General features: G+C 73.0%; 9 protein-coding genes. 4 read left to right on the forward strand and 5 right to left on the reverse strand.

Annotation, left to right across the window (positions count from 1 at the left end; translation table 11 throughout):
- Nucleotides 1-128 precede the first annotated feature (128 nt).
- Nucleotides 129-989 carry a class I SAM-dependent methyltransferase gene (locus AC3IYJ_RS10565; protein WP_489401048.1) on the forward strand — a complete coding sequence of 287 codons (861 nt, stop codon included), beginning with the start codon at nt 129-131 and terminating at the stop codon, nt 987-989.
- A gap of 4 nt (nt 990-993) precedes the next feature.
- Nucleotides 994-3,642, forward strand: a complete 2,649-nt coding sequence (locus AC3IYJ_RS10570) for an ATP-dependent RNA helicase (RefSeq protein ID WP_489401049.1) — start codon at nt 994-996, stop codon at nt 3,640-3,642.
- A gap of 37 nt (nt 3,643-3,679) precedes the next feature.
- Here the strand turns inward: AC3IYJ_RS10570 and pgfA are convergent, their stop codons facing one another.
- From pgfA to AC3IYJ_RS10590, 4 genes are all read right to left on the reverse strand, one after another.
- Entirely contained in the window at nt 3,680-4,645 is a 966-nt protein-coding gene (gene pgfA, locus AC3IYJ_RS10575; protein ID WP_489401050.1) for a cell envelope lipid trafficking protein PgfA, read from the reverse strand.
- Between the two features lie 14 nt (nt 4,646-4,659).
- The gene (locus tag AC3IYJ_RS10580) at nt 4,660-4,800 is read right to left on the reverse strand and encodes an SPW_0924 family protein (protein WP_327307299.1); all 141 of its coding nucleotides are present in this window, start codon (nt 4,798-4,800) and stop codon (nt 4,660-4,662) included.
- A gap of 171 nt (nt 4,801-4,971) precedes the next feature.
- A complete protein-coding gene (locus AC3IYJ_RS10585) occupies nt 4,972-5,193 on the reverse strand; it encodes a hypothetical protein (protein WP_489401051.1) in 222 nt (73 codons plus the stop codon).
- Nucleotides 5,194-5,208: 15 nt separating this feature from the next.
- The gene (locus tag AC3IYJ_RS10590; protein ID WP_489401052.1) at nt 5,209-6,474 is read right to left on the reverse strand and encodes a lytic transglycosylase domain-containing protein; all 1,266 of its coding nucleotides are present in this window, start codon (nt 6,472-6,474) and stop codon (nt 5,209-5,211) included.
- Nucleotides 6,475-6,714: 240 nt separating this feature from the next.
- Between AC3IYJ_RS10590 and AC3IYJ_RS10595 the strand changes: the two genes are divergently transcribed.
- The gene (locus AC3IYJ_RS10595; protein WP_489401053.1) at nt 6,715-7,590 is read left to right on the forward strand and encodes a DUF4184 family protein; all 876 of its coding nucleotides are present in this window, start codon (nt 6,715-6,717) and stop codon (nt 7,588-7,590) included.
- A gap of 46 nt (nt 7,591-7,636) precedes the next feature.
- Here the strand turns inward: AC3IYJ_RS10595 and polA are convergent, their stop codons facing one another.
- Nucleotides 7,637-10,357 (reverse strand): DNA polymerase I, encoded by a 2,721-nt coding sequence (gene polA / locus AC3IYJ_RS10600; protein WP_489401054.1) that lies wholly within the window; start codon nt 10,355-10,357, stop codon nt 7,637-7,639.
- Nucleotides 10,358-10,480: 123 nt separating this feature from the next.
- Between polA and AC3IYJ_RS10605 the strand changes: the two genes are divergently transcribed.
- Nucleotides 10,481-12,751: an FdhF/YdeP family oxidoreductase gene (locus AC3IYJ_RS10605; RefSeq protein WP_489401055.1), complete on the forward strand. Its 2,271-nt coding sequence runs from the start codon at nt 10,481-10,483 to the stop codon at nt 12,749-12,751.
- Nucleotides 12,752-12,802 lie beyond the last annotated feature (51 nt).

Raw genomic sequence — 12,802 nt, forward strand, 5'->3', positions numbered from 1 at the left:
AAGGCGCACACCTCGGGCGGATCGCCGCATTACCGGCACAATTCGTGGGCAGGCGGGCGCCGATGGCCCCTCCAGCCCACTCTTCGCAGACATCCGCCAGACATTCGCAGACTACGACGACGGGCCCCATGAACCAAGAGGACTACGCCCCCGAAGAAGCGCACGAAGCCGGAACCGACGCCGGGGACGACGCCGAGGCCACCCGCCGTGACGCGGGGGAAGCGGAGAGCAGCCGGGCCAGCCGGGGCTGGTGGGACCGCAACGCCGACGAGTACCAGAGCGAGCACGGCGCCTTCCTCGGCGACGACCGCTTCGTCTGGGGTCCCGAGGGCCTGGACGAGGCCGAGGCCGCCCTCCTGGGCCCCGCCTCCGCCCTCAAGGGCAAGGACGTCCTGGAGATCGGCGCCGGCGCCGCCCAGTGCTCGCGCTGGCTGGCCGCCCAGGGTGCCCGGCCCGTCGCCCTGGACCTCTCCCACCGCCAGCTCCAGCACGCCCTGCGCATCGGCGGCAGTGACGTGCCGGGGGCCCTCCTCGTCGAGGCCGACGCCGCAAGGCTCCCCTTCCGCGACGGCTCCTTCGACCTCGCCTGCTCCGCCTACGGCGCCGTCCCCTTCGTCGCCGACCCCGTGAACGTCATGCGCGAGGTGCGCCGCGTCCTGCGCCCCGGCGGCCGCTGGGTCTTCTCCGTCACCCACCCCATCCGCTGGGCCTTCCCCGACGAGCCCGGCCCCGAGGGGCTCTCCGTCGCCGCCTCCTACTTCGACCGCACCCCCTACGTGGAGCAGGACGAGGAGGGCGCCGCCGTGTACGTCGAGCACCACCGCACCCTCGGCGACCGGGTACGGGACGTGGTCGCGGGCGGTTTCCGACTGATCGACCTGGTCGAGCCGGAATGGCCCGCCTGGAACAGCCAGGAGTGGGGCGGCTGGTCCCCGCTGCGCGGCAACCTGATCCCCGGTACGGCGATCTTCGTCTGCGAGCGAGACTGAGCGCATGACGCGCACGCCCGAGCCCCGCACGGCCGACCTCGACTCCCTTCCCGTACGGGAAGCGGTGCCCGAGCTCGTCGCCGCGCTGGACGCCCACGGCACCGCCGTCCTGTGCGCCCCGCCCGGCACCGGCAAGACCACGCTGGTACCCCTGGTGCTGGCGGGACTGGTGGGGGGCGGCCCCCACCGCCGGGTCGTGGTCGCCGAGCCCCGCCGGATCGCGGCCCGCGCGGCGGCCCGGCGGATGGCCTGGCTGCTGGGCGAGCAGGTCGGCGACTCGGTGGGCTTCACGGTGCGCGGCGAGCGGGTGGCCGGCCCGCGCACGGTGGTCGAGGTCGTCACCACCGGGGTCCTGCTCCAGCGCCTCCAGCGGGACCAGGAGCTCTCCGGTGTCGACCTGGTGGTCCTGGACGAGTGCCACGAGCGGCACCTGGACGCCGACACCGTCGCCGCCTTCCTCCTGGACGTACGCGAAACCCTGCGCCCGGAGCTACGGCTCCTCGCGGCTTCGGCGACCACCGACGCGGCCGGATGGTCGCAGGTCCTCGGCCGGGGCACCCCGGGCGGCGCTCCGGTGGTGGAGGCCGCCGGAATCTCGTACCCGGTGGAAACCGTGTGGGCCCCGCCGGCCCGGCCGGTGCGGCCGCCGCACGGGATGCGGGTGGACCCGGCGCAGCTGACGCACGTGGCCTCGGTGGTGCGGCGGGCACTGGCGGAACGTTCCGGCGACGTCCTGTGCTTCCTGCCCGGAGTCGGTGAGATCGCCCGGGTCGCAGGGCAGCTCGCCGGGGCCGACGCGGAGGTCCTCCAGATCCACGGCCGCGCCCCGGCCGCCGTCCAGGACGCGGTCCTGTCCCCGGCCGGTCACCGCCGGGTCATCCTGTCCACCGCCGTCGCGGAGTCCAGCCTGACCGTGCCCGGCGTACGGATCGTCGTGGACTCGGGGCTCGCCCGCGAGCCCCGGGTGGACCACGCGCGGGGCCTGGGCGCGCTGGCGACCGTACGGGCGTCCCGCGCGGCCGGACGCCAGCGCGCCGGCCGCGCCGGGCGCGAGGCCCCCGGCACGGTGTACCGCTGCTGGGCCGAAGCGGAGGACGGCCGGCTCCCCGCCTTCCCCTCCCCCGAGATCCGGATCGCGGACCTGGCGCAGTTCGCCCTCCAGGCCGCCTGCTGGGGCGACCCCGACGCGACAGGGCTGGCGCTGCTCGACCCGCCGCCGGCCGGAGCGATGGCGGCGGCCCGGGAGGTACTGCTCGCGGTGGGCGCGGTGACCCCGGCGGGCCGGCCGACCCCGCGCGGGCTGCGGATGGCCCGCCTCGGCCTGCACCCTCGACTCGCCCGCGCCCTGCTGGACGGCTCCGCCGCGCTCGGAGCCCGGCGGGCCGCGGAACTGGTGGCCCTGCTGAGCGAGGAGCCGCCGCGGGAGTACGGGGACGACCTGGCGGCCGCCTGGCGCCGGGCCCGCGCCGGCCGCGACCCGTACGCGTCGCGCTGGCGTGCGGAGGGCCGCCGCCTGGAGCGCGCCGCGACCGAGCGGGACCCTGCGGGGCCTTCAAACGCCGGCGAGGCTGAATTGCCCGGAGGGCAATTTCAGCCCGCCCGGCGTTTGAGGACCGGGTCCGGGCAGAGCCCGGTTTCGGGAAGGGGCGGAGTGGGGGAAAGCAACCTCCCCGACGATGCCGCTGCCGGGCTCGTGGCTGCGCTGGCGTTCCCCGAGCGGGTGGCGAAGGCCAAGGGCCAGGGCACCTTCCTCATGGCCAATGGCACCGCCGCCGAACTCGGCGAGGGCTCCGCCCTGCGCAGTGCGCCGTGGCTCGCCGTGGCCGTGGCCGACAGGCCCCCGCACTCCGCGTCCGCCCGCGTCCGGCTCGCCGCCCTCGTGGACGAGGACACCGCCCGAGCAGCCGCCGGCCACCTGTTCCACGCGGGCGAGGAGGTGCACTGGGAGGACGGAGACCTGGTCTCCCGCTCCGTGGAACGGCTCGGCGCGATCGAGCTGGCCGCACGGCCGCTGCGCGACCCCGACCGGGCTCTCGTCAGAGCCGCCCTGCTCGAAGGCCTGCGCAGCGAAGGCCTCGGCCTGCTGCGCTGGTCCCCGGACGCGCAAGCGCTGAGGGCCCGGCTCGGCTTCCTGCACCGCACCCTCGGCGGCGCCTGGCCAGACGTGTCCGAGGACTCCGCCCTGCTGGAGCGGGCCGACGACTGGCTGGAGCCCGAGCTGTCGCGGGCCCGCCGCCGCTCCGACCTCGGGCGGATCGAAGCCGGGCAGGCGCTGAACCGGCTACTGCCCTGGGCCACCGGCGAGGCCTCCCGGCTCGACGAGCTGGCTCCGGAGCGGATCGAGGTGCCCAGCGGCTCCCGGATCCGCGTCGACTACGCCTCCGAGCACGGGCAGCCCGTGCTCGCCGTGAAGCTCCAGGAGCTCTTCGGGCTGGCCGAGACCCCGCGGATCGCGGGGGTACCCGTACTCGTACATCTGCTGTCCCCCGCCGGGCGGCCGGCGGCCGTCACCGCCGACCTCGCGTCCTTCTGGCAGGGCGGCTACCGCGCCGTCCGCGCCGAGCTGCGCGGGCGCTACCCCAAGCACCCGTGGCCGGAGGACCCGGCGACCGCCGAGCCCACCCGGCACACCAACGCCCGGCTCAAGCGCTGAGCGGCGCGCGGACCCGGCAGGATCCGAAAGGGACGGCCTAACCCTCCTCGGGCCGCCGGCCGCGCGCCTCCAGCCACAGCGCGAGCCCGAACAGCACCAGCCCGGCGGCCGCCAGGCCGATCGGCGCGTAGGTGTGCAGCGCGAGCACCTTGATCCGGTTCGACTTGACCAGGGCGACGGTGGCGTCGCTGTAGTCCTCGCGGATCTTGACGTCCCCGGCGAAGACGGTGAGCCTGCCGTCGGGAGCGCTTCCGGCGATGCTGCCGCCTCGCATCTCCTGCTGGATCTGCTGCTCGGCGTTGACGGGCGCGCCGGTCACCGGGTCGACCCAGAACATCGCCTTGACCGAGTACCACATGCTGGTTCCCGTGACCTGCTCGAAGGTCGCCGGGTCGATGCCCTCGATCGGCATCTTCTTCGGCAGCGGAACCTTCGTCCAGGGGACGGTCTGCTCGTAGTAGTAGACGTCCATGCCCTTGAACTTGCGCGGGCCGACGTAGTGGATGGGCGAGGAGCTACGGGTCTGCGCGTCGAAGTAGAGGTAGTCGCGCGGCTCGGTGAAGAAGGGCCACTTGAACTCGATGCCCTCGCGCTTGACCGCGTCCCCGTCCACCATCTCGCCGGTGGCGTGCACCGGGGCCTGGGTGTGGGCGTCGAAGATGTAGCGCTCGGGTATCTGCGAGACCATCTTCCCGTCCGGGCCGATGATGTAGCTGAGCGTGTCCCAGACCACCACGTCCTTGCCGGCGCTGGCCTCGATCTCCTTGGACGCCTCGACGTTGCCCTTGAGGGTCTGGACGATGGTGACCTTGTCGACCTTCTTCGGCTTCATGCCGTCGGTGTAGTCGATGAGGGTCGCATCCTTCGCCTCCAGCACCATCTCCTGGTACTGGTTCGGCGGGATCTTCGCGAGCCTGGGGTACGCGTACCAGCGCAGCATCGGTGCGAGGGCTGCCAGGAACACGGCTACTGCTAGCAGGACGAGGCTTGCTCTGCGTCGCATGGCCGGGCCCTCCTCTACTTTCCGGGCGCGGCGGGCGCGGTGGTGAGCAGGGGCTTCGGTGAGGTCTTGCCTTCCGGCGCCCCCGTCGCCGTGATGGCGAAGACGAGGAGCGCCGCGAGGACGAGACCGCTGGCGGCGGCGACGATTGCGCGCATGCCGGGGCCTCCGGAATCTGATTGGTCGTCAGGGCGGTGGCACCGTAGCAATGCGGGTGACAGATGAGAACCGTTTGAGCCACTGATCGGTCGGCCACGCCGCAGGGCCCTGCCGGACCGGGACCGGGAAGGGGGCGTTCCGGGCGCGGGAGGGGATGGCTCCGGACCGGATCAGGCCGAGAGGACGAGCAGCGCGGCCGCCCCGACCACCCGTCCGGGCAACAGCTCGGTGTACGCGATGAGCTCGGCCGGACCGTCGAACCACCCGAGCCTGCCCCGCACTTCCACCACGCTCTCCGCTTCCGCGGAACTCCAGCCGAGGGCCTCGACCAGCACGTGCACGGCCGCGCCCCACCACGTGGCGAGGACCCGCACTTTACCCAGACGGCCCAAGGGCCACTGGATGCGTCAGGGGGTCGCCCCGGGCGCCGGGGTTCCCGCGGACGGGGTGGGTGCGGGGGTGGGGGACGGTACCGGCTTGGGCGTCGGCTTGGGCGCGGGCGTGGGCTTGGAGGTCGCCGGGGCCGAGGGGGTGGGCGTGGGTGTCGGAGTGGGCGTCGGAGTCGGGCTCGGCGTGGGAGTCGGGTCCGGCGTAGGCGAAGGCGTCGGGCTCGGGGTGGGTGTCGGGGTGGGCGCGGGAGTCGGGGTGGGAGTCTGGGTGGGCGTAGGCGTCGGGCGCGGCGGCTGCGTGGGGGTGGGCACGGGGACGGGTGTCGGCGTCGGGGTGGGCGCGGGTGTCGGGGTGGGCGCGGGTGTCGGGGTGGGCGTGGGTGTCGAGGTGGGGGCGGGTGTCGGTGTCGGCCTCGGGGACGGAGTTGCCGGAGTGCCGCCGCTGTCCGGGATCTCGCGCGTCCCCTTCAGGTAGTACGTGAACCACGAGCGCACCGTCCGCAGGTACGCGTCGGACTGGTTGTACGACAGCACCGCCCGGTCGAGGTCCGTGCCCACCCGCAGGTCGCGCGTACCGGCGCACAGGTAGCGCCCGGCGGCGAGCGCGGCGTCGTACACGTTGTTGGGGTCGCGCTTGCCGTCGCCGTTGCCGTCCTGGCCCCACGAGGCCCAGGTGGACGGGATGAACTGCATCGGCCCGACCGCCCGGTCGTACCTGGCGTCCCCGTCGTAGGCGCCGCCGTCGGTGTCGGAGATGTTCGCGAAGCCGTTGCCGTCGAGCACGGGTCCCAGGATCGGCCGCAGCGTCCTGCCGGCGGCGTCGACCTGGCCGCCGCGCGCCTGCCCGGACTCGACCTTGCCGATCGCCGCGAGGAGCTGCCAGCGCAGCCCGCAGCCGGGATCGCTCGCGCCGACCGTCTGCTCCGCGCGCCGGTACGCGGCGAGCACGGTGGCCGGTATCCCCTGCGCACCCTCGGCTCCGCCCATGGCGACGGGCTGGTTTCCCGTCCCCGCTCCGGTGGTCGCGTCGGTGGCCGGCGGCGCGGACGGCGCGGCCGCGTCCTCGGCCAGCAGCACGGCGGGCGGCTCGGGGCTCACGAGCGGCGGGAGGGCGGTGAAGTAGGAGCCGTCACCGGCGGATCCGTCGGCCGCCGCACCGGCCTGCGGGCCGGGCTCGGCGGCTGCGGCCGCCTCCTGCCGGGGGCCCGCTCCCGGCCCCTGGGAGGCGGTCATCACGGCGGCCACCAGAGCGGAGACGAGGACGGCGGCCCCGCCGCGCATCATTCTCCCGAGCCGGGCGGCCGACCCCGCCGGCTTCCGCAGCGATGCCCGCCCCGACGCCCGTCCCGGTATCCGTATCCGATCGCGCATGCGCCGGACCCCCTCTGCCCCTAGAAGTCCGCGTGACCCTACGTCAACTCCCTGTGCGGGGCACGCGTCGTGGACCGGAATTCACGACTTCCCCACGAGTTGGGCAGGTCACCCATACTGGGCGCACTGTTCGAAGAGCCCCGACGAGGTGTCATGCCGTTCACTCTCAGCCACGCGGCCGCCGTGCTTCCGGCCATCCGCCGGACCGGTCGTGCCCGGGGGCCGCTGGTCGCCTCGGCGCTGGTTTTCGGTTCGTTCGCGCCGGACACCTTCTACTTCGCGGACGCGGTGGTCGGCGGCGTCATGCGGTACGGCGCGTTCACGCACTCGCTCGCCGGCGTGGTGACGGCCGACGCCGTGCTGACCGCCGCCTTCGCCGCCTGCTGGCTGCTCCTGCGCGAACCGCTGATCGCGCTCCTGCCCGGCTCCTGGCGGGGCCGCGCCCACACCCTCGTACGGGGTGAGCACTGGCGCGGCCGTGAACTGCCCTCGCTGGCGCTCTGGTTCTACCTCTCGGCGGTGGCCGGCTCCCTCACCCACGTGGTGTGGGACAGCTTCACGCACCCGGACCGGTGGGGCACCAACGCGCTGCCGGACCTCGTCCGGGCGCACGCCCTCGGCCTGCCCCTCTACTCGTACCTCCAGTACGGGACTTCGGCGATCGCCGCCTGCGCCCTGGTCTGGTTCACGGTGACGGCCCTGCGCCGGCTGCCGCGCTCCCCCGCGCCGCCGTCCGTGCCCATGCTCGGCCGGGCGGAGGCCTGGGGCGCGGTCCTGCTGTTCGCGGTGTGCGTGGCGGCCGGGGTCACCCTGCGCGTGCTGCGCTTCTTCACCTTCTACGACCGCATCCGCACCCCGCTCGACATCATCCCGACCGTCTGCTTCGGCGCGGGTGGCGGCCTGGCCGTGGCCCTGCTGCTGTACGGGGCCCTCGTGCGGCTGCGCCACCGCGGCGGCCGCCGCCCCGGGAACGGGAACCGGCACGAGGGCAGCGACGAGGAAACGCGAACGCCCGTCCCCCTGTCTTAGAGGAGGACGGGCGCCACGGGCGTCACGGGACGGGCCGCTGCGCGGATCAGTGCGCGGCGGACTCCCAGTCGGGGCCGACGCCCACGGACACGTCCAGCGGGGCGCGCAGGTCGACGGCGGCAGCCATCTCGCGGCGCACCAGCTCCTCCACCCGCTCGCGCTCGCCCGGGGCGATCTCCAGCACGATTTCGTCGTGGACCTGGAGCAGCATCCGCGACTTCAGCCCGGCTTCGGCGATGGCCTTGTCGACGCGGAGCATCGCGACCTTGACGATGTCGGCGGCGGTGCCCTGGATCGGGGCGTTCAGCGCCATCCGCTCGGCGGCCTCGCGGCGCAGGCGGTTGTCGCTGTTGAGGTCGGGCAGGTAGCGGCGGCGGCCGAAGACCGTAGCCGTGTACCCGGTGGCGCGGGCCTCTTCGACCACGCGGCCCAGGTAGTCCCGGACTCCGCCGAACCGCTCGAAGAAGGTGTCCATCAGGCCGCGGGCTTCGCCGGGCTCGATGTTCAGCTGCTGGGCGAGGCCGAACGCGGAGAGCCCGTAGGCCAGACCGTAGGACATGGCCTTGATCTTGCGCCGCATCTCGGCGTCGACCTCGGACCGCTCGACGCCGAACACCTGGGAGGCGACGGTGGTGTGCAGGTCCTCTCCGGTGGAGAACGCCTCGATGAGGCCCTCGTCCTCGGAGAGGTGGGCCATGACGCGCAGCTCGATCTGGCTGTAGTCGGCGGTCATGAGGGACTCGAAGCCCTCGCCGACGACGAACCCGCGCCGGATCGCGCGGCCCTCGTCGGTGCGCACCGGCACGTTCTGCAGGTTGGGGTCGGTCGAGGACAGGCGTCCGGTCGCGGCCACGGTCTGGCTGAAGCTGGTGTGCACCCGGCCGTCGGCGGCGACCGTCTTGACCAGGCCCTCGACGGTGACGCGCAGCTTGGCCTGCTCCCGGTGGCGGAGCATGATCACCGGGAGTTCGTGGTCGGTCTGCGTGGCCAGCCAGGCCAGCGCGTCCGCGTCCGTGGTGTAGCCGGTCTTGGTCTTCTTCGTCTTCGGCAGGTCCAGCTCGCCGAAGAAGACTTCCTGGAGCTGCTTGGGCGAGCCGAGGTTGAACTCGTGTCCCACCGCGGCGTGCGCCTCCTTCACCGCCTGCTGCACGGCTCCGGCGAACTGCTGCTCCATCGCTTCGAGGTGCGGCTGGTCGGCGGCGATGCCGGCCCGCTCCATCCGGGCCAGCAGCTCGGACGTCGGCAGCTCCATGTCGTGGAGCAGTTCGGCGGCGCCCACCTCGGGCAGTTTCACCGCGAAGGCGTCGCCGAGGTCCAGGACGGCACGGGCCTGGGCCATCAGGGCTTCGGCCTCGGCCGTGTCGTCGGCTCCGAAGGCGAGCTGCCCGTCGGCGGCGGCGGGCGCCAGCTCCCGGTGCAGGTACTCCATGGACAGCACGTCCAGGGCGAAGGAGCGGCGCCCCGGCTTGACCAGGTAGGCAGCGAGGGCGGTGTCCATGGTGACCCCGGCGAGCGTCCAGCCCTGCTCCGGGAAGACCCGCATCAGGGCCTTGGCGTTGTGCACCACCTTGGGCTTGGCCGGGTCGGCGGCCCAGGCGGCGAAGGCCTGCTCGTCGGCCTCGTCCAGCGCGGACGGCTCGAACCAGGCGGCCGCGCCCGCGGCCGCGGCCAGCGCGATCTCGGAGACGGAGCCGGTGCCCAGCGTCCAGGTGTCCACGGTGGAGACGCCCAGCGGGCCGGTCGCGTGGCTCGCCAGCCACGGCGCGAGCTCGCCGGCGCCCAGTACGGAGGCGTCCAGTTCCACGGCGGCCACCGGGGCCGGGGCCTCTTCCTCGGCGGCGCCCGGGTCGACGGCGAGCAGCCGCTCGCGCAGCGAGGCGTTGCGGATCTCCAGCACGTCCAGGACGGTGGTGACGGCATTGCGGTCGTACGGGGCGCGCGCCAGGTCGGCCGGGGTCTTGGGCAGGGCGACGTCCTTGACCATCTCGGTCAGGACGCGGTTGAGCTTCACGGCCTCCAGGTGGTCCCGGAAGTTCTGCCCGGCCTTGCCCTTGACCTCCTCGGCGCGCTCGACGAGCTCCTTGAACGACCCGAACTGGGTGATCCACTTGGCGGCGGTCTTCTCGCCGACGCCCGGGATGCCGGGGAGGTTGTCGGAGGGGTCTCCGCGCAGCGCCGCGAAGTCCGGGTACTGCTGGGGGGTGAGGCCGTACTTCTCCTCGACCTTCTCCGGGGTGAAGCGGGTCAGCTCGGAGACGCCCTTGGTCGGGTAGAGCACGGTGGTGTGCTCGGAGACCAGCTGGAAGGAGTCCCGGTCGCCGGTGACGATGAGGACGTCGAAGCCCAGGGCCTCGGCCTGCGTGGCCAGCGTCGCGATCACGTCGTCGGCCTCGAAGCCGTCGACCGCGAACCGCGGCACGCTCATCGCGTCGAGGAGCTCGCCGATCAGCTCGACCTGCCCCTTGAACTCGTCGGGGGTCTTGGAGCGGTTCGCCTTGTACTCGGGGAACTCCGCCGAGCGCCACGTCTTGCGGGACACGTCGAACGCCACCGCGAAGTGCGTGGGCGCCTCGTCGCGCAGCGTGTTCGCCAGCATCGAGGCGAACCCGTAGATGGCGTTGGTCGGCTGCCCCGTCGCAGTGGTGAAATTCTCCGCGGGCAGCGCGAAGAACGCCCGGTACGCCAGGGAGTGCCCGTCCATGAGCATCAGGCGGGGGCGGTCCGCTGCGGTCGGCTGGTCGGTCTTCTTCGATGCTGAATCTGCCACGCCCCCGATCCTAGGCGGCCCCACCGACAATTCCGGCTTCGGCGATGTCCGCGGGCCATGACAGGATCGGAAGCGAGTCGAAATCGCGTGGCACCGTCGCCACGCTGCTCGAAGGGGAGCGACATGGCCACCAAGCCGCCCGCAGGAGATCCCGTACAGGACGCGCCGCAGGTGACGCCCCCCAAGCACGCCGCCGCCGGCCTGCCCGCCATCGGGCACACGCTGAAGATCGCGCAGCAGCAGATGGGACTGGCGCGCACCGCCCGCACCCTCCTCAAGGTCAACCAGAAGGACGGCTTCGACTGCCCCGGCTGCGCCTGGCCCGAGGGCGACAAGCGGCACACCGCCGAATTCTGCGAGAACGGCGCCAAGGCCGTCGCCGAGGAAGCCACGCTGCGCCGGGTCACCCCCGAGTTCTTCGCCGCGCACCCCCTCTCCGACCTCGCCGAGCGCTCCGGCTACTGGCTGGGCCAGCAGGGCCGCATCACCCGGCCCATGCTGCTGGAAGCGGGCGGCGACCGGTACGAGCCGGTCTCCTGGGAGCGGGCCTTCGAGATCATCGCCGAGGAACTGCGCGCCCTGGACTCCCCCGACGAGGCCCTCTTCTACACCTCGGGCCGCACCAGCAACGAAGCCGCGTTCCTCTTCCAGCTCTTCGTCCGCGAGTTCGGCACCAACAACCTCCCCGACTGCTCGAACATGTGCCACGAGTCCTCGGGCTCCGCACTGAACGAGACGATCGGCATCGGCAAGGGCAGCGTCTCCCTCGAAGACCTCCACCAGGCCGACCTGATCATCGTCGCCGGGCAGAACCCGGGCACCAACCACCCCCGCATGCTCTCCGCCCTGGAACAGGCCAAGTCCGCGGGCGCGAAGATCATCTCGGTGAATCCGCTGCCCGAGGCCGGCCTGGAGCGGTTCAAGAACCCCCAGACCCCCCTCGGCATGCTCAAGGGCACCGCCCTCAACGATCTGTTCCTCCAGATCCGCATCGGCGGCGACCAGGCCCTCTTCCGCCTGCTGAACAAGCTCGTCCTGGAGACCGGCGGCGCCACCGACGAAGCCTTCATCCGCGAGCACACCCACGGGTACGAGGAGTTCGCGGCCACCGCCAAGGACACCGACTGGGACGAGACCCTCACCGCGACCGGCCTGACCCGGCCCGACATCGAACGCGCCCTGGCCATGATCCTGGCCTCGAAGCGCACCATCGTCTGCTGGGCCATGGGCCTCACCCAGCACAAGCACTCCGTCGCCACCATCCGCGAGGTCGTCAACCTGCTGCTCCTGCGCGGCAACATCGGCCGCCCCGGCGCCGGCGTCTGCCCCGTGCGCGGCCACTCCAACGTGCAGGGCGACCGCACCATGGGGATCTTTGAACGCCCCGCACCCGCCTTCCTCGACGCGCTCGACAAGGAGTTCGGCATCACCTCGCCGCGCGAGCACGGCTTCGACGTGGTCCGCTCCATCCAGGCCCTGCGCGACGGCGAGGCCAAGGTGCTCTTCGCCATGGGCGGCAACTTCGTCGGCGCCACCCCCGACACCGAGGTCACCGAGGCCGCGATCCGCCGCGCCTCCCTGACCGTGCACGTCTCCACCAAGCTCAACCGCTCCCACGCGGTCACCGGCCGGCGCGCCCTGATCCTGCCCACCCTCGGCCGCACCGACAAGGACGTCCAGACGGGTGGCAAGCAGTTCGTGACCGTCGAGGACTCCATGGGCATGGTCCACTCCTCGCGCGGCAACCTCGCCCCCGCCTCCCCGCACCTGCTCTCCGAGCCCGCCATCGTGGCCCGCATGGCCCGCGCCGTCCTCGGCGAGGCCTCCCGCACCCCCTGGGAGGAGTTCGAACGGGACTACGCGGCGATCCGCGACCGGATCTCCCGCGTCGTCCCCGGCTTCGAGGACTTCAACGCCCGCATCGCCAGCCCCGGCGGCTTCCAGCTCCCCCACGCCCCGCGCGACGAGCGCCGCTTCCCCACGAAGACCGGCAAGGCCAACTTCACCGCAGCCCCCGTGGAGTACCCGCGCGTCCCGCCGGGCCGGCTGCTCCTGCAGACCCTGCGCAGCCACGACCAGTACAACACCACCATCTACGGCCTCGACGACCGCTACCGCGGCATCACCGGCGGCCGCCGCGTCGTCATGGTCAACCCGCTCGACGCGGCGGAGCTCGGGCTCGCCGACGGCTCGTACACCGACCTCGTCGGCGAATGGCGCGACGGCGTGGAGCGGCGCGCCCCGGGCTTCCGCGTCGTCCACTACCCCACCGCCCGCGGCTGCGCCGCCGCCTACTACCCCGAGACCAACGTGCTGGTGCCCCTCGACTCCACCGCGGACACCAGCAACACCCCCGCGAGCAAGTCCGTCGTCGTGCGCTTCGAGACGGCCTGATAGAACGATCCGAGGACAAGATGGTTAACGATCGTTGACGAACGGAGTCAC

The organism is Streptomyces sp. GL_140 (assembly GCF_057834465.1).